This window comes from Geomicrobium sp. JCM 19055, assembly GCF_000698185.1.
Classification (GTDB): domain Bacteria; phylum Bacillota; class Bacilli; order Bacillales; family Marinococcaceae; genus Geomicrobium_A; species Geomicrobium_A sediminis.
Genome location: NZ_BAXL01000001.1, coordinates 203855 through 221765 on the forward strand (window position 1 = coordinate 203855; position 17911 = coordinate 221765).

Sequence of the window (17911 nt, forward strand, 5' to 3'; positions counted from 1 at the left end):
AACGCGCCGGGGGACTGGCCCCTTAAGCTTTTACATCGTGTGATCCACGTTGTACATGTTGCCGTTCTCGAATTCAATAGAGAGTTCGACTTTGTATACGTCGTCTTCACTTAGGTCAAGCGCTTGTAGCACCTCGGTTACCATCTCTTCTTCATCGGCATCACCGTGAAGTTCGATGTCTTGAAGCAGTTGTTCAATCTCTGTGATCGCTTCATCATTTTGAATGGTTTCGTTGTCACGTTCAATTGAAGCTGTAACTTCACCGTCTTCATCTTCGTAATCGTATTCCCAGTCATCGCCTTCTATGAACTCAATATCAAGCTCAAAGTCAACAACCCCACGATCATACGCCGATCCGTCCTCGTCCATGGCATTGCCATCATCGCTGTCTTCAGGCGTGTCAGTATCATCCTCCATGTCATCACCAAGATCTAAGTCATCATGAGCATCTTCCTCGACGTCGTTAGCATGATTATCTTCCATGTCCATGTTCTCATTCGGTTCATCATTCCCGTTTCCGCAACCTGTCAGTACGAGCGTAGCAATAAGACCAGATAATAAAAATTTCTTCAAGTACATAAACCTCCTATTTCGGTTAAGATACGTATAGCCTGTCACAACCGAAAGAAAGTATGCGAAAAAAAATAACCGACCGAAAGGACGGTTAATGAAATGTAGATTTAATTGTTGATACCGATGGAAAACTGCTTGAGTCGTAGTTCGTTTGCCATTCGCATATACGATAGCGCAAGTTCAAATTGCTGATCCATCTCTAGTACTGCTGCAACCTCTTCATAAGCTTCTGTTGCTTCGAAATACAATTCCTGATTCACTAATTCGTCAAGCCCCTGATCAACGAGTAAAAGATCAATCGAAGAAACGTAAAGCCCTCGTGTGATCCGGTTTCTTGCAGTAAACTCAACAAGGTTAAAGGTTTTCATATCTTCTTCGGCCTCTTCTAGTAGTGCAACGCCTGAGCAATCACCTAGGCGTAATAAAACGTTCGCCAAGTTTGTTTTCGTTTTAGAACCAATAAGTGTGTCGTACTGATCCCCTGTATGAAGCGCCTCATCGTAATAATCTCTCGCATCCTGAAGCATCCCGTTTCGCTCTTTATGCAAACCGTACGCCCGTAAGTGTATCGAACGATTGAACGGCTTAAGGTTCGGTTGTTCTAAACAATCAAGAAAAAACTCTTCTGCTTGATGATATAAGCGAAGCTCCGAGTAGATTGAAGCTTGTAAGCTCGTACAAGCAATGACCCGTTCATCATGTCGTGAACTAAGCTCGAAGATCTCTTTTGCTAAGTCGAGATATAGTGAAGCGTGCATATATTGATTAATTCTGTAGAAACCTTCACCGAGTAAAAAGAAAAATTCAGCTCTTTCTAGTTCACTCACTGAATGAATTGATCGCTCTGCTTTTTGATAATGACCCAATGATTGTAAATAGTTCTCACGCTGAAACGCCATTCGACCTTCCATCAAGTGATATAAGTAATTAAGCACTTGATCAGTCTCCACAATGGATTCATCAACGTGTGCTTGATTCTCAGGAAGCGGATCTCTAAGAATCTCATTTGTAAAAATTTTATGACGAAATTCGACGAGCTGATGATACGTCTGAATCTTTTTGTCTGTTACAGCTGATCGTAAGAGCTGTTCTGTTAGCGCCTTCTGCATTTGGGCTTTCTTCGCATCATAAGAAACGATGGCATTATACCAATTCCCAATAGCACCGATGAGTAAATCTGGAGACGCAGATGATTTGCCCATGAGCCCCCTCCTTCTAGCGATCTCACCCCGATTATGGCAAGCATAACAGTTGCAATTCTTTATTGCTATGCGAAAAAAAAGATAGAAAGATAAAAGGCAATATCTTGACAAGATATGCTAATCTTTGTTGAAGGAAATTGAATGAATTTGACAATATTTTACCAAAAGTATGGTTGAACATCTTACATATCGATTGAATCAAAAATGAACAGCGAAAATTTAAAAATGAATTAAAAAGTCACTGCACCTAATAAAGTAAGCGCTTACAATTGGTATGTATTTTGCAGTAACACTCTTTAATCTGATTGGCGACATAAAGGAGTGGTATGAATGGATGAACAGCATTATCTAGATGATTTGCGTAAACGTAGGGAAGTAAATTGGCCAGAACATTTGCCAAAGGAAGCGTACTATCCGTTTGGTAAAAAAACTCTTAACCGACTATCTTGAAGAACACGCACACAGAACACCGAATAAAGTATCGACGATTTTTTTACGGTCGAGAACTGACATTTGCAGAGCTAAACGAAAAGAGTAGTCGATTCGCCACATATTTATCAGGAATTGGGACGAAGAAAGGAGATCGGATTGCAGTATATATGCCGAATTGTCCACAATTCATCATCGCCTTTTATGCGATTTTAAAAATCGGTGCGATTCACGTTCCGGTAAATCCAATGTTTAAAGAAAAAGAACTGCACTACGAACTGACCGACTGTGACGCTCAAGTCATCGTGACGTTAGATCAATTCCTTCCACTCATTAATCAAGTGAAAGATCGTACGACCTTACACACCATCATTGCGACATCGTTGTCCGACTACCTCCCTGAAAACCCGACGTTACCAATACCCGACGGAATAACTCAAAAATTGCAACATACTGAAATTGATTTCGAACAAGCCATCACTTCAAGTTCTTCCACTTATCCACATGTGGATCGATCGTTAGATGACATCGCTGCACTGAATTATACAGGGGGAACGACAGGTTTGCCGAAAGGATGCATGCATACACAAGGAGATATGGTGTATACAGCCGCCACGTCAACGACCTTTGGCTTAAGTCATAAAGGAGATCAAGTGACGCTGAACTACTTGCCAATCTTCTGGATTGCTGGGGAAGATGCGGGTGTGATCAATCCGATATTCACAGGTCATACACAGGTGTTGATGACTCGCTGGGATACGGAGACGTTTATCCAAGCTGTGGAAAAATACAAGGTCACTTCGACATCAGCAATCACGGACAATCTCGTTGCAGTCATGAATGAAGCAAAAGGTCGAGACTTATCCTCATTCAAGACCACACTTGGTGTTTCTTTCGTAAAGAAAATCAATGTTGATTACCGCAAACGTTGGTATGAACTGACAGGTACAATTTTAAAAGAAGCTTCGTACGGCATGACAGAAACACATACGATGGATTCGTTTACAGATGGTCAACAAGAGCAAGATGCTGATTTGGATCGCCCAGGATTCGTCGGATTTCCAATGCCTGGTACTGAAATTAAAATTCTCGACTTCGATACTGGAGCATTGCTTCCGATTGGTACAGAAGGAGAAATCGCGATTCGAACACCATCGCTTATGAAAGGATACTGGAACAACGAAGAGAAAACTGAGCAAGATCTTGTCGATGGCTGGTTAAAGACGGGTGACATCGGCTTAATTAATGAGAAAGGTCAGTTTTATTTTCTAGGTCGGAAAAAAGAGATGTTAAAAGTAAACGGGATGAGCGTGTTCCCGGCTGAAATTGAAGTGATCGTCACCAATCATCCAGCCGTTGCAGTCTGTGGTGTCATTGGGGTTGAAGATGAGCAAAAGGGAGAGCTACCAGTAGCCGCAGTGGTGTTAGAAAAGGAAACGACCGTTCAAGAACTGGAAGCATATTGCAAAGAGAACATGGCATCTTACAAACGACCGAGAATTGTCATTATGAAAAGCGTCCCAATGACAGCCACGGGCAAAGTAAAAAAAACCTGAGCTGAAAGAGGAGATCGAGCATGGAACTTACTTGCATGAGTTGCAAGAGCGAAAAGAGCGTGCACGTCGAATGGGTGGAGAGAAAAAGGTCTCAGCTCATAAAGAAAAGGGATTTTATACGGCAAGAGAACGGATTGCCAAACTCGTCGATGCGGGTTCATTCCTTGAACTTGGTCTACTTAATACATCGGATCAACAAGGTGCAGCTACGAAAAGCCCAACGGACGGACTGATCGGTGCGTTGCCAAGATTGATGGGAGACCCGTCGTTATTAAAGCGTTTGATAAGACGGTCTTTGCGGCGACAGAAGGAGCCGTCTTTATGCGCAAGTCGAAGAATCTCCATGAATACGCCGTCAAACGTGGATTTCCTTTGATTACTCTCGCTGAAGGTGGCGGACTGCGAATGCCAGATGGATGGCTCTGACAACATTAGTCGCTTTATGATGCCATATCAATTGTTGCATCATGACCGCAAAGTACCGTTAATAACAGGGATTTTTGGTGACAGTTACGGTGGTCCGACGTGGTTTGCTGTGAGCTCGGATTTCGTGAGCCAAGTAAAAGGAACGTGCATGGCTGTGGCAGGTCCAAGAATGCTTGAAATTGCTACGGGTGAACAAATTACACCAGAACAACTCGGTGGTTGGGAGATGCATGCAACTGAAACAGGACAAATTGATCATGCTGCAGAAGACGAAGATGACTGCATCCGAGCAATCAAGGAGTATTTGTCCTACGTTCCAAGTCATGCAGGTGAACAATCAACGGTAGTACCATCAAATGACGATGCAGACCGATTGCTGCATGAAGCAACAGAACTTGTTCCTACGCGTATGAAACGGGCATATGATATGAAGAAACTTATTGCATTAATTGTTGATGATCATCATTTCTTTGAGCTCAAAGAAGGGTTTGGTAAAGCGCTTATTACTGGTTTTGCGAGAATGAACGGTCGAACAGTAGGGATAATCGCGAACCAACCGATGTTTTTTGCGGGGGCAGCGGGAGCGCAAGAATGTGAAAAAGCGACAGACTTTATCGTGCAATGCGATTCATTTCATATTCCGTTAATTTTCCTACATGATATCCCTGGCTTTCGCGTATCAAGCGGGGCAGAACGCTCGAGAATTCCTTCAAAGATTATTCTCTGGAATCAAGCACTCGTACATTCAACAGTACCAAACTGAGTGTTGTGATCCGCAAAAGCATCGGAGCTGCATATAGCAACATGTGTGGACCGGATATGGGTGGGGACTTTGTTGTCGCCTGGCCAACTGCAGATATTAACTTTACAGGTCCAGAAGTCGGTATAAATGTTGTGTATGGTCGAGAGCTTGAAGACGCCGAAGATCCAAAAGTAGCACGGCAAGAGTTACTTGATACGTGGGCATTTGAGAGTTCGCCCTATAAAGCTGCATCAAAGCATTTGATTGATGATATTATCGACCCTCGCGATACACGAGCGTTTCTCTGTCAGACTCTTGAATATGCTTGTCTTAATAACGGTTCAATCAGTGAGCGAAAGCTAGCGAATTGGCCAACAGGTTATTAGTAATTAACGATTAAAGGTGGCTCGTCCACCTTTAATCAATCCCATTGTTCAACGTTTGAATGTTCGTTCTCAGTGATTTTACGGTATTAACGAGTTGCTGAATCGATTGGGTGCTCTCTAAGTTTTGTTGGTGCTGAGCGGTAGCAGCGGTAATCATAGCTTCGATTCGTTTTAGAAGTTCTTCGTATGTATGGACGTGATTTGAAAGCATCTTCGTCACATCAACGTATTTGACTTGCATCCCTTTCATCGACTGTTCTCCATCGGTAATCCGTTCTTCTAACCGTTTCGTTTCTTCGAACATGGTTGCGAGGTGTGTTTCTGTGTTGACGAGAGCGTTTGTTTTTACTTGTAACGTTTGTTCTTGTTCTTTTAACAATGTCGACGTACGAGTGGCTACATGTTCAATGGACTGAGCAGATTTAGCAATCACAGATCCTGTATGTTGTGATGCGACAGCGAGCTTTCGAATTTCTTCTGCAATCACAGCGAAATGCTTCCCTGCACGAGTGTGAGCCGCCTCGATTCCCGTATTAATCGCTAGAATATGTGATTGACGCGCGGTCTTTTCCACATCTTCCACGTCTTTGGCAATTTGTTGGCTGATCGTCTGGAGTTGTTCGATTCTGTTCACGATCTCTTCAGGCTGTGAATCAATCCCTTCCATTCTGTTCGTAGCGTTTGAAATATCTTGTATCGTTTTTTTCAGTCGTTACTCTAGAATGACTCGTACGAGAATGTAGCCCAACAAATGCTTCGATATTAACCTCCTTTCTTATTTAGTACTCAAAAATATTCTTACTAACTTCTAAAAAAACTACAACAGCAGTTTCAGTTAGCTCTACATCTGAAAGCGAGCTAAGCTCGTTTGCATTGCTTGTGCCGATTGTGTTAATACATCACTTGATGATGACACTTCATCCGTTGCTGCGTGTTGTTCTTCTGCAACAGCGGCAACTTGTGTGGCATAGTCAGCGATGGATTGTGCGGCAGTTAGAGACTTCTGTGCAACTTGTTCAAGTGCAGTCACATGAGCGACATTCTCTTGTTGTTCGTTTTCGATCTTTGTTACATCAGTGGCAAGAGATTGGATATGAACGAGCAACGTATGAAATTGTTCTTTTGCTAGTTCGACTTGCTGTTGACTATCTGAAATCGCAACAGTTCCGGCCTGTACTGCTTGTTTTGATAAGTTCATTTCCGATTGGATTTTGTAGATGGTCTCTCGAATCTCAGTTGTTGCTTTCCCAGAATTTGTGGCCAACTTGTTGACTTCTTCAGCAACAACGGCAAAGCTTCTTCCTTGATGGCCAGCGCGAGCTGCTTCAATCGTTGCATTTAACGCAAGAAGGTGGGTTTGATCGGCAATTTCTGAAATGACCGATACAATCTGTTCGATCGTTTCAGAATAACTGTTGAGATTATCGATCATCGTAGCCGTCGTTTCGTTACGGTCATGAAGGATGTGCATTTGTTTTGTTGCTTTGATCATCGTTGTTGAACCCTCTTCCGCGGCTGTATGAACGTTTTGTGTTAGTGACTCGATCGATTGCAGGCGACGTAACGTTTCTTTAATCGTTTGATTCATCTGAGAAGCGTTGATGAGCGTGTGATTTGCGTGCTGCTTCTGTTCATCACTGTATTCTGCCATCGAAGAAATCGATTCGGCGGTATGAGACGCACTTGTACTAAGTTCTTCTGAACTAGCATGCAACTCTTCGGCGGATGCTGCCACGGACTCAGATGATTCTTGAATATGAGAAAATAACTCCGCTAACTTTTTCTTCATAGTATTGTAATGTCTGGAAAGCTGTCCAAGCTCGTCTGCTGCAGAGTCATCAAGAACATTGGTGAAGTCCCCTTCACCAGCAGCTTCTAATGCATATGTGACGGTTAGGAATCGGCGCTGAATTACTCGATTAATAAATAAGAATATTATGAAAACAATTATGGTGAAAAAGACGAACGAGACAACGAATAGCAATACGTTTTGGATCGTGGCAAGTTGAATATGTTCTGTGGATTGGCCAACTGCCCACATTCCGATCATTTCAGAATTGGCATCATAAAGAGGGGAGTAGAGCAATTGGTACGCCTCACCATTCATGTCGTGGTCAGTTAGGTAAGTTTCTTCTGTTTGCACAAGCGTGTCGAACGCGCGATGGTCAGCTGTAAAAGACGCTGGGGTGGAGGAAGCAATCGTTTGATCTTGCGTAAATAGAAACGCTTCACCTTCGGTAAGAGACGTTACGTGTTCAACGAACTCGTCTCCAACAGCGCGGTTTCCTTTAACTAGTTGCTCACCATCAAGTGACCAAGGTCCTCGGAATTGATAATCGATGACTTCAAAGCCAAGTTCAAGTTCAGATGACAATTTGTCGTGTACGCTGGATTGTAAATGATTTACGGTTTGCCAGCCAGTTGCGACGGTGACGGCAATAACAAAGAAAAGCATGATTGCTGTGAATACCTTCATATAAGTACTCGTAATGCTCTTAGACCTCCAACGCATCGTAAGCAACCCCTGTCTACATGTAGTTATCTTTACTATCGGAGGGATTCGTCATGCCCTACAGTAAAAAAAACATCGTTCGACAAAAATGGCTACAATTCGTAGGTGTAAAGTTCTATTTGGATTCTTTTAGCAATCTATTAGCATTCACTAGAAACTACTCGTAATTGCTCATAGCATTTCACTGGTAACTTCTGTATGATATGGTATAGGGAAACCTTAGTAAGAATGGAAAAGAAATCTATAAGGTTTCTTTTAGATGAATAGACAAGGAGCGATTACTGTGCTAATAGCAGCGGATCTTGGAAACTCAGAAACGAAAATGTACATTAATGATCAATTTCTTAAGCAACCTTCGGTCATTAAACGCTTGTTTTCTAAGCCTGAGAATTTAGAACTAGACGTTGAGAAGTCAATTTTGAACTTGGATCATGAGCTCCTCGTAAACGTATCAAGCCAAGCGATTCGTCGCGATGGATTGTTTATGATCGGTGAAAGAGCGAGCCGTTCAGCAGACGTTGAGAACATGAATATTAAACTAGGAAACAAATACAAGCACGACCTACCTGTCATTATGCTACTCGGTATGGTCGCAAGCCATGAAGTGCGTAACCAGTACATGGAGCAAGGCGCCCTTCCTAACTTCTTGGAAGTGAAAGCGAAACTATCAACTGCTATTCCAGCTAGTGAGCATACGAATGAGAAGGCAGAAGCATTACGTCGCCGTATTCTCGATCACTCACACCATGTAACCCTTCATGTTGGCGAGCAACAAGTGAACGTTCAAGTCTCATTTGATGATGTGAACGTTACACAAGAAGGTATTCCAGCACTCTACACATTACGTGCTGCAAACCATGGAATTCTAAAAGACTATGTTTCTCTTTATGATTACAACATTTCAGAAGAGAAATTGGACAAGTTGCCAAAGAAAATCGCTGAGAAGAATATCGTTCACGTGGATATCGGTGACGGCACGACAGAATTTAACTACACAGAGAAGCTGAACCCGGTACTTGATTTGAGTGACGGTCAACGTTTCGGTGTTGGTCATGCGACACAAGAAGCGATCAACTTGCTCAAGTCTGAAGTAGGCGGCTACCTTGATCTGAACCGTCAGCAATTCATGGACATTCACCGTGATCGTAACAACCCACTTCATAAAGACGCTGTGAACAAGCTCATGGAAGCGAAGTATACACAGTCTCGTTTACTTCTAGAAGCGGTACAAGAGAAAGTCGTACAAACGGCTGGTCGAGTGAACTTCATCATGGTTTACGGTGGAGGAAGTATTCAATTTAAGACGGAACTCTATGAAGATCTCATTGAATTCGCAGCAGATGCGAAGCTTGAAGTGATTTGGGTTCCAGAAGAGTATGCAATTAATATGAACGTTGATGGTCTTCGAATCTTAAACGAAAAAGTTCTTTACGCATAGGTGATGAACGATGAGAAACAGCTACACGTGGAAATTAAATAAAGAAGAAAATGCCGAGAAGATTAATGAGTGGCTTGACTCCCAAAAGAACATTCGTGATTCATTGTCTTTTGCGGTTCAGTTAATGCAACAGCATTTAGGGAATGTTGACATCCGTAGTTTTGACAATGCGAATGAGTTAATGCGTTTGTTCCAAGAAGCGCAAGCAACGAAACCTGAAGAAGTTGAAGCGCCAACACCAAAGGCAACGAATCGACCTGAACAACGTCATATTCCATCTCCATTTGCGGACGATGAAGACGATGATTGGGCAGGGTTTGTTGACAAAGGTGCATTGTTTGGCAGGAAGTAAGTGAGTGAGCAGTGTTTACTGCTCACTCTTTTTCGTTTTTGTACCGAAAGGGGTAAAGGCTGCGAAGGTCGTCACGACCATGGCGAATAAGATGATGACCATCCAGTTCTGTCCGGTTGGAAGAGTTGTGTAAGCAAAGAAGGAAAACGCGAGTAGTGCGAAGAAGAGTAAAGTTAGGTTGAGATAGTGGATGGATCTGTTTTCCTTTTTAATAAACGGCACACTCCTTTTCGGTCATTAGAGGTAAGTCATTATCCGTATTGCGTTTGGTGTTCGTGCTTTTTCTTTAAATAGTCTTCATCTTCACGAACCAATTTCCATTTCTCTTCGAAAATTGATGCTGCTTTTGCCTTTTGTTCATCAATGGAACGTTCATTACGTTCGCCATCCGCGTTGTATTTCTTGCCACCAGGATAGTTAGCATACCGCCTTGCTCTTGTATAGCCCATTTGTAAGTATTTTCGTGCCATGTCCATGCCGACGAAGTCCTCTTGTTCTTTATACGATAAGTATTGGTTGTAAATCTCATCTGCGGATGCTTGGGCGATCTCAGGGGTCTTGAATCGCCAGTTCGGAAGAATTTCACTTTTGTATGGTTCGACCATCAGCACACCTTGTTCACCACGACCCACTCGGTATTTGTCAGGCTGCTTTCGGAAGTCTGTATTGTCGAAATCCACCTCATCGTAGATGTTTCCCATAGCAAAACCTCCTTTTAGTCAATTTGTAATACCCGTTTTAGATTTTGGTGAAACCTAGAATTCGAAATTGAGTTAGAGAATTCATAAATGAATCTATTGCCGGATGAAATATACTGATTTGTCAGTCTTGTTGTTGGCATTAATTTTGCAATTATAAAGGGTGCGGAGGTGTCAACGTGGAGCGATGTCGTTTATGGTTATCCAAAGAAGAAATTGATCCAGAACTATTGCAAGGGAAAACCGCGGTCATCATTGATGCATTACTTGCAACGACGACACTCATTACGATGATGGAACGTGGAGCAAAGTATGTCTATCCGGTTGATTCAATTGAAGCTTCTACTACCTTACGTGAAGAACTGTTGCTCGAAGGCTCAGTCATTCGTGGTGGAGAACAAGGTGGGCGTCCTGTCGATGAATTTGACCTCGGTCATTTGCCGACGGATTACACAGAAGATGTTGTTTCAAATCAACGCATCGTCTTTTTGTCAACAAATGGCACGAAGGCCATTCAATGGACAGCTGCTGCTTCCAAGCGCTTATTATGTAGCTTTCGCAATGTTCACTACGTCGCGGATTACATTCAGCGCAGTGATCCTGAAGAGCTTGTCATCGTTTGCTCTGGAGCAGGCAGTCATTTCTCAATGGAAGACTACTTGTGTGCGAGTCGTTTACTTGATGAGCTGAACCTTGATGGTGTAAAGCTCGATGACGGCGCAATTCTAGCAAGTGAAGGGAAGTATTCGGATGAGCAGATCGTTTCGCTCGTTACGAAAAGCCGTGTAGGAAGATCGATGGTCAATGGGAATATGCAAGATCTTCTCGATTTCGTACTCGGATTCAGAACGCAAGATGTTCTCGTTGAAGCAACGGATGAGGGAATTCTTGCGGTATTGGAGAAAGGAGAGGTCGTTCATGAGTGAACAACGTGAAACGATCGCCGTTCGCTCTGGGGAAGAGTTGAATGAAGATGCAATCGTATCATTTTTGAGGAAGTCTTTACCGGAGTTCCCTCAAAATGAAACACTAACCATTCGCCAGTTTCCGGCTGGAGCGTCGAACTTAACGTATTTGCTTGAAAGTGATTCATTTGAAGCGGTGTTGAGGCGTCCTCCGTTTGGTCCACTTCCAGCAAAAGGACATGACATGTTGCGAGAGCACAACTTGCTAAAAGCATTATCACCGAAGTTTCCTTACGCACCGAGGCCACTCGTTCTTGGCGAAGGCACGGATGTGATGGACGTAACCTTTTATGTCATGGAGAGAAAGCATGGAATCGTTTTAGACAGTAAAGATAGTGAGATTGTTCCCTCCAGAGAAGAGGCGAAACGTGTCTCAGAACGCTTTATCGATTTGCTTGCGGAGTTACACCAAGTAGATCCTACAACAGGTGGCCTTGAGAAGTTTGGGCATCCAGAAGGATTTACGAAAAGACAAGTCGAAGGTTGGCTTGAGCGTTATGAGAAAGCGAAAACCGAAGACGTACCAGGCTTTGAAGAGTTACGGGCGTGGATGATCCGTGAAATACCGCCTGACGGTGAAGCGACGGTCATTCATAACGATTTCAAGTTGAATAACATGCTGTTCTCACAAGGATATGAGCAAGTCAATGCAGTTGTAGACTGGGAGATGGCGACCATTGGCGACCCGCTCTTTGATTTAGGTGTTGCCCTCGGTTACTGGGCTGAACCGAATGACCCACCTGGCATTCGAGCTGGATTCCAATCGGTAACGACTCATGACGGTTTTTACAACCGGCGCGACCTTATTGAACGCTACGCGAAGAAAACAGGTCGTAACCTTGATTATATTCATTTTTACCAGGTATTTGCCCATTTCAAGCTCGCCGTGATTGTTCAACAAATTTACTATCGTTGGAAAAAAAGGTCAGACTCAAGATGCTCGTTTCAAAGTTTATGGTGATATGGCAACGGAACTCATTAAGCATGCAAACTCAATTAGGGGGAGTTATTCATGAACTTCGAATACAGTGATAAAGTCAAACGTCTACAACGAGATGTAAGCGCATTCATAGATCAACACGTTGTACCGAATCAAAAAGTCTTCTATGAGCAATTAAACGCAGCTCCAACGCGTTGGTCAGCGCCGCCAATTATGGAAGAAATGAAAGAGAAAGCAAAGTCAGAAGGCTTGTGGAACTTATTCCTTCCTGAATCTGAACTCGGTGCGGGCCTTACAAACGTTGAATACGCACCGCTTTGTGAAATCATGGGTCGCACACCACTTGCTCCAGAAGTGTTTAACTGTGCAGCGCCTGACACAGGCAATATGGAGACGATCGTTCGGTATGGAACGGATGAACATAAAGAGCGTTGGCTTAAGCCATTGTTAAATGGTGAGATTCGTTCTGCGTTTGCGATGACTGAACCTGCAGTTGCGTCGTCAGATGCGACAAACATTGAAACACACATCGCTCGTGAAGGCGATGAGTACGTGATAAATGGTCGCAAATGGTGGACATCTGGTGTGATGGATCCACGTTGTGAAATTCTCATCGTGATGGGTAAAACCGACCCGAATGGACCGACGCATACCTCTCAATCAATGGTACTCGTTCCACGTGATACTCCTGGTATTACTGTACACCGTCACCTACCGGTGTTTGGTTACGACGATGCACCACACGGCCATGGGGAAGTTGAATTTAATAACGTTCGTGTACCAGTAAGCAACGTTCTATGGGAAGAAGGCAAAGGGTTTGCGATTGCTCAAGGTCGTCTTGGTCCTGGCCGGATTCACCATTGCATGCGTTTAATCGGACTTGCAGAGCGGTCGCTTGAATACATGTGTGAACGTACGTATGAGCGTGCCCCATTCGGGAAGACCTTGGCAGAACAAGGAGTTGTTGGTGAATGGATCGCAGACTCCCGTATTGAAATTGAGCAAGCGCGTCTTCTAACGCTTAAAGCAGCTCACATGATGGATACAGTCGGTAACAAAGAAGGGAAGAAAGAAATTGCGATGATTAAGGTCGTTGCGCCGAACATGGCACTAAAAGTCATTGATCGTGCGATTCAGACGTACGGTGGTGCAGGTGTGAGTGATGACTTCCCATTAGCTAAGGCTTGGGCAAATGCTCGTACACTTCGTCTTGCTGACGGACCAGATGAAGTTCATCGCCGTGCCATCGCAAGACAAGAACTTCGCCCATATCGTCCAAAAGAAGTTGAGGTGACAAAAGCATGAGTGTCCTTTCACTATTCGATCTAACTGGTAAAACGGCAATTATAACCGGTGGCGGACGTGGCCTTGGCGAAGCAATGGCAGAAGCACTCTCAGAAGTTGGTGCAAACGTAGTTGTCTGCTCACGTAAAGTAGAGGCTTGTGTTGCTGTTAAAGAGAAAATTGAATCGAAAGGTGGTACGGCAATGGCGCTTGCTCTTGATGTCACAAATGAAGAGCAAGTCGAAAGCGTTGTCGAAGAAGTTCACCAGCGGTTCGGTTCAATAGATATTCTTATTAACAATAGTGGCACGTCATGGGTGGGTATGCGCCAGAAGACATGCCGATTGATAAGTTTAAGAAAGTTGTAGACGTTAACTTGAACGGAACGTTTATCATGACACAAGCGGTCGGAAAGCGGATGATCGCAGATGGAACAAAAGGGCGAATTATTAACATCGCTTCGATTGCTGGTTTCCGTGGATCAAATCCAGATGTCATGCAAGCCATTGGTTACAACAGTTCTAAAGGCGGCATGATTACAATGACGAAAGACTTCGCTGTGAATTGGGGTCGTTATGGGATTACTGTAAACGGTATTGCGCCAGGGTTTATCCCGACGAAGATGTCCCAAGATGTGATTGCTCCAATCAAAGATCAAATGATTGCGAAAGTACCACTCAAACGATTAGGAGAAATGCAAGACATGCAAGGCGCTGCGTTGTACTTAGCATCGGATGCAGCGGCATTTATGACAGGACAAACACTCGTCCTTGATGGTGGTGTGCTCTCTAGCTAAAGTGGATGCAACAAGCTCCCTTCAAAGTCTACACGTTACGTGTAGGAACTTTGGAGGGAGCTTTTTTGATTTAGAGTATGCAGTCGATGTTGTCCGATAACCGTGCAGTTAATATATACGAAAAGTGTACATTTGAATCAATTACGTATGACTGAATCGACGAAAAGGCGCAAAGAAAGCGTTTTCTCTTCCTTTCCAAATTATGAAATGATATAATAGATAGAAAATTGCTATTAATTCTAACGTTTTGAGGGGGTGCATGTGATGTTGACGAAATCACTAGGGCATTTTCCATTTCCGGCTGCCGTTACGAACGAAGAAGGTGACATCGTAGAGGCGAATAAAGCGTTTTATTCTGTCATGGATCACGCTGAAACATATATTCAAAGAGACATGCGACGGTTTTTACGTTCCAAGCAACAAGAACATAGTCCGGTTGTTATTCCCGGTACGTCTTATCGAATGATCGCTAGACCTTATGAGGATGAACAGGACATGCATGCACTCATCTTGTTTCGTGACGAACAATTTCATCAAATCAATCAGATTATTGAGCACTCGTATGACGGCTTATCGGTCACGGATGCGACTGGCGTGACGGTCATGATTAACGGAGCTGTTGAACGTTACACAGGGGTACCGAGGGAATACTTTCTAGGGAAAAGTGCCGAACGTCTCATTACGAGAGGGTTTTTGCAAGAGTCTGTGACGGCTCAAGTCATTAAAGCACGTAAACCTGTAACGGTCTTCCAAGGTGGAACGAACGACCAACAAATTATGATGACTGGAACCCCTATTTTTAGTGGAGATGAAGTGAGACAAGTCGTCATTAATTTGCGTGACATTACAGAGCTTGTCTATCAATACCAAAGCTATCTACGAACGAAAGATACCGGTGATGATAGCACGGGTCACGTTGAGCATCAAGACGTTGAAATGGTTCAAATTAGTTCAATGGTAAGTCGGATTGCAAATGTTGATGCTTCAGTTTTGTTAATGGGCGAAACGGGTGTAGGAAAAGACGTCATTGCGAATCAACTGTATGAGAAGAGTGATCGCAAAAACCATGGTGAATTCATTAAAGTAAACTGCGGTGCAATCCCGTTTGATTTGCTAGAATCTGAATTGTTCGGGTATGAAGACGGTGCATTTTCAGGTGCGAAGCGTCACGGGAAACCAGGAATGTTCGAACTCGCAGATCGGGGAGTCATCTTTCTTGATGAAGTTGGGGAACTTCCGAGTGCGTTGCAAGTGAAATTACTTCGCGTGCTTCAAGACGGTGAAATTAGGCGAATTGGTGGTACGGTTACGAAGAAAGTGGACGTGCGAATTATTAGTGCAACGAACCAGAACTTACGGCAGATGGTTCGCGAAGCGAAATTCCGAGAAGACCTTTATTACCGATTAAATGTGTTGCCGATTAAGATTCCACCTCTACGTGAGCGCCCGAATGATATTGATTATATTGCAACCCACTATTTGAAACAATACGGTGAAAAGTACCGTGTGCAAAAGAAATTCTCAGATGAATTTGTACAGTGGATGCATACGCATCAATGGCCAGGAACATTCGTGAGTTAGCAAACTTAATTCAACGTTTGGTGATTACGGTCGCTGAACCAATCATTGATGTTGAGCATCTACCTAACGATTATCAGAATAAGTTTGATGATGAGGAATTAACGAATGAGAACCTTCTAAAGAAAGCCGCTGAGGATGCAGAACGCAATCTTTTAGAAAAGGCGATGGCGAAGTACAAAACGACATATAACGTCGCAAAGGCCCTTAACTCTAGCCAAGCGACGGTCGCAAGAAAAGTGAAGAACTACGGAATAACCGTGCATTAACCCTAACCATTCGTTAGGGTTTTTTTGTTGGTTCAATCTTGAATTGTATAATTCATTTTTGAATTAAGCGTAAAGAATAAAGCCTAACAGAACAGCCTTGAAAGTTGGCATAGAAGTTGCAGATATAATGTATCAAACTAGTATTTCGTAAGCGCTTACAATCGAATGATTAAAGGGGGATTAGATTTGGTTAAACAACCATCTAGTTATGAAGGAATTAGTATACCTGAGATGTCATTGCCTGAATTGTTGCATGAAAGTGTAGCGAAGCATAGTCAGAAGGTCGCGATGACGTTCGGTGAAACGAGAACTTCATATGGTGACATGCTTGACCGCATTCAAAGCCTTGCTCAAAGCCTAAAAAACTTAGGAGTAAAGCGCGGAGATCATGTTGCGCTCATGCTGCCGAATTGTCCGCAATACCCGATTAGTTATTACGCAGTCTTATACTTAGGAGCAACAGTCGTGCAAGTCAATCCGATGTATAAGCCTCCAGAGTTGTTGCACATTCTTCGTGATGCAGAGGTGAGTGTGTTTTTCATCTTGGAAGACTTAATGCCTGTATACGATGCCATTAAAAACGATGTGTCACTAAGAGAAATCATTCCCGTCTCTTTGACATCACCTAGTCGCTACGATGAACTAGTACAACAAGATCCGATAGAAAGCGGCCCGGAGTATATTTTACCGAAAGAAGATGTCGCAATTATTCAATATACAGGTGGGACGACGGGACGCTCCAAAGGGGTTATGCTCACGCACTTTAACATCGTAGCTAATACATTCCAAGCTGCTTCAACACAAGTGGAAACGGAGGAAGAGGAATCAACGAGTCGTGTATTAACGGTCATTCCGTTGTTTCACGTCTATGGAATGACGAGTGCGATGGTGCTTACATTCCATCGGGGCGGAGACTTAATTTTATTGCCACGCTTTGATGTTGAGCAGGTCGTTCACGTGATTGAAACGATGAAGCCAACGTATTTCCCAGGTGTTCCGACGATGTACTTGGCGTTGTATCAGTATTATCAAAAACGTCCATTTGATTTATCTTCAGTTATGAACTTTACGAGTGGTTCAGCGCCATTGCCTGTTGAAATGATGAACAAGTTACTCGGATTGTCGTCTGTACCGGTTCTTGAAGGATACGGTCTTTCAGAAGCTTCACCAACTACGCATCGCAACCCTGTCGATGGTGTGCAAAAGCCAGGAAGTATCGGCATTCCGATCCCGAATACGGAGTCAAAAGTTGTCGATGTTGCAACAGGTAAAAACGAAGTACCGACGGGCGAAGTTGGCGAGCTTGTTGTTAAAGGTCCTCAAGTGATGAAAGGGTACTACAAGTTACCAGATGAAACAGCTGCGACACTTCGTGACGGATGGTTATTTACCGGAGACTTAGCAAAACAAGATGAAGATGGCTATTTCTATATTGTCGGACGCAAAAAAAGAACTCATAATTGCAAGTGGATTTAACGTTTATCCAATTGAAGTTGAAGATGTTTTATACCGAATTGATGGTGTTGAAGAAGCTGCGGTTGTTGGTGTTCCCGACCCTTATCGCGGTGAAACGGTAAAGGCATTTATCGTGAAATCTCAGGAAAAAGAACTAACGACTGAACAAATAGAACGTGAATGTAAAGAAAAGTTAGCGGCATACAAAGTACCAAAGATCATATCTTTTATTGACGAGCTACCGAAAACAGCGGTAGGAAAGATTTTGAAGCGTGAGTTGATCACGTTCGAAGAGTCTAAATAAAGGGGT

At 43.4% G+C, this 17911-nt stretch carries 16 protein-coding genes and 2 pseudogenes; 13 read left to right on the top strand and 5 right to left on the bottom strand.

The features are described 5' to 3' along the window. Positions 1 to 30: 30 nt before the first annotated feature. Both JCM19055_RS01115 and JCM19055_RS01120 read right to left on the bottom strand, forming a co-directional pair. The gene (locus tag JCM19055_RS01115; RefSeq protein WP_193745255.1) at positions 31 to 573 is read right to left on the bottom strand and encodes a YusW family protein; all 543 of its coding nucleotides are present in this window, start codon (positions 571 to 573) and stop codon (positions 31 to 33) included. Positions 574 to 680: 107 nt separating this feature from the next. Continuing rightward, positions 681 to 1775 (bottom strand): hypothetical protein, encoded by a 1095-nt coding sequence (locus JCM19055_RS01120; protein ID WP_042358173.1) that lies wholly within the window; start codon positions 1773 to 1775, stop codon positions 681 to 683. A 446-nt stretch (positions 1776 to 2221) separates the two neighbouring features. Between JCM19055_RS01120 and JCM19055_RS01125 the strand changes: the two genes are divergently transcribed. From JCM19055_RS01125 to JCM19055_RS01130, 3 genes and pseudogenes are all read left to right on the top strand, one after another. Beyond that, positions 2222 to 3760 (top strand): AMP-binding protein, encoded by a 1539-nt coding sequence (locus tag JCM19055_RS01125; protein WP_152549675.1) that lies wholly within the window; start codon positions 2222 to 2224, stop codon positions 3758 to 3760. Positions 3761 to 4030: 270 nt separating this feature from the next. Next, positions 4031 to 4186 (top strand): hypothetical protein, encoded by a 156-nt coding sequence (locus tag JCM19055_RS31020; protein ID WP_370542951.1) that lies wholly within the window; start codon positions 4031 to 4033, stop codon positions 4184 to 4186. Positions 4187 to 4205: 19 nt separating this feature from the next. Then, positions 4206 to 5314 (top strand): annotated as a pseudogene (locus JCM19055_RS01130) (acyl-CoA carboxylase subunit beta). Positions 5315 to 5345: 31 nt separating this feature from the next. Here the strand turns inward: JCM19055_RS01130 and JCM19055_RS01135 are convergent. Together JCM19055_RS01135 and JCM19055_RS01140 are read right to left on the bottom strand one after the other, a co-directional pair. Next, a complete protein-coding gene (locus JCM19055_RS01135; protein WP_042358174.1) occupies positions 5346 to 5981 on the bottom strand; it encodes a methyl-accepting chemotaxis protein in 636 nt (211 codons plus the stop codon). Between the two features lie 174 nt (positions 5982 to 6155). After that, on the bottom strand, positions 6156 to 7826 hold the full coding sequence (locus tag JCM19055_RS01140; protein ID WP_042358175.1) for a methyl-accepting chemotaxis protein: 1671 nt from the start codon (positions 7824 to 7826) through the stop codon (positions 6156 to 6158). Between the two features lie 259 nt (positions 7827 to 8085). On the opposite strand from JCM19055_RS01140, the gene JCM19055_RS01145 reads away from it, so the two are divergent. Both JCM19055_RS01145 and JCM19055_RS01150 read left to right on the top strand, forming a co-directional pair. Continuing rightward, on the top strand, positions 8086 to 9264 hold the full coding sequence (locus JCM19055_RS01145; protein ID WP_265181625.1) for a ParM/StbA family protein: 1179 nt from the start codon (positions 8086 to 8088) through the stop codon (positions 9262 to 9264). Between the two features lie 10 nt (positions 9265 to 9274). After that, positions 9275 to 9616 (top strand): hypothetical protein, encoded by a 342-nt coding sequence (locus tag JCM19055_RS01150; protein WP_042358176.1) that lies wholly within the window; start codon positions 9275 to 9277, stop codon positions 9614 to 9616. Positions 9617 to 9867: 251 nt separating this feature from the next. Here the strand turns inward: JCM19055_RS01150 and JCM19055_RS01160 are convergent, their stop codons facing one another. Beyond that, positions 9868 to 10317: a DUF4385 domain-containing protein gene (locus tag JCM19055_RS01160; RefSeq protein ID WP_042358178.1), complete on the bottom strand. Its 450-nt coding sequence runs from the start codon at positions 10315 to 10317 to the stop codon at positions 9868 to 9870. A gap of 176 nt (positions 10318 to 10493) precedes the next feature. Between JCM19055_RS01160 and JCM19055_RS01165 the strand changes: the two genes are divergently transcribed. The 8 genes and pseudogenes from JCM19055_RS01165 (at position 10494) to JCM19055_RS27910 (ending at position 17905) form a co-directional block, all read left to right on the top strand. After that, positions 10494 to 11240, top strand: coding sequence for a 2-phosphosulfolactate phosphatase (locus JCM19055_RS01165; protein WP_042358179.1), 747 nt, complete (start codon positions 10494 to 10496; stop codon positions 11238 to 11240). Then, entirely contained in the window at positions 11233 to 12240 is a 1008-nt protein-coding gene (locus JCM19055_RS01170; RefSeq protein WP_265181626.1) for a phosphotransferase family protein, read from the top strand. Before JCM19055_RS01165 ends, JCM19055_RS01170 begins: the two co-directional genes overlap by 8 nt. A 51-nt stretch (positions 12241 to 12291) precedes the next feature. Next, positions 12292 to 13524 carry an acyl-CoA dehydrogenase family protein gene (locus JCM19055_RS01175; protein WP_042358180.1) on the top strand — a complete coding sequence of 411 codons (1233 nt, stop codon included), beginning with the start codon at positions 12292 to 12294 and terminating at the stop codon, positions 13522 to 13524. Beyond that, positions 13521 to 14299: pseudogene (locus JCM19055_RS01180) on the top strand (SDR family oxidoreductase). Before JCM19055_RS01175 ends, JCM19055_RS01180 begins: the two are co-directional and overlap by 4 nt. Before the next feature lie 264 nt (positions 14300 to 14563). Then, positions 14564 to 15880 carry a sigma-54-dependent Fis family transcriptional regulator gene (locus JCM19055_RS01185; RefSeq protein ID WP_052365748.1) on the top strand — a complete coding sequence of 439 codons (1317 nt, stop codon included), beginning with the start codon at positions 14564 to 14566 and terminating at the stop codon, positions 15878 to 15880. Continuing rightward, complete coding sequence (locus JCM19055_RS22245) at positions 15856 to 16146, top strand: hypothetical protein (protein ID WP_152549676.1); 291 nt, start codon at positions 15856 to 15858, stop codon at positions 16144 to 16146. The genes JCM19055_RS01185 and JCM19055_RS22245 overlap by 25 nt, the downstream gene beginning before the upstream one ends. A gap of 186 nt (positions 16147 to 16332) precedes the next feature. Continuing rightward, a complete protein-coding gene (locus JCM19055_RS01190; protein WP_265181627.1) occupies positions 16333 to 17622 on the top strand; it encodes an AMP-binding protein in 1290 nt (429 codons plus the stop codon). Further along, complete coding sequence (locus JCM19055_RS27910) at positions 17579 to 17905, top strand: hypothetical protein (protein WP_265181628.1); 327 nt, start codon at positions 17579 to 17581, stop codon at positions 17903 to 17905. Before JCM19055_RS01190 ends, JCM19055_RS27910 begins: the two co-directional genes overlap by 44 nt. The last annotated feature ends 6 nt before the right edge of the window (positions 17906 to 17911 follow it).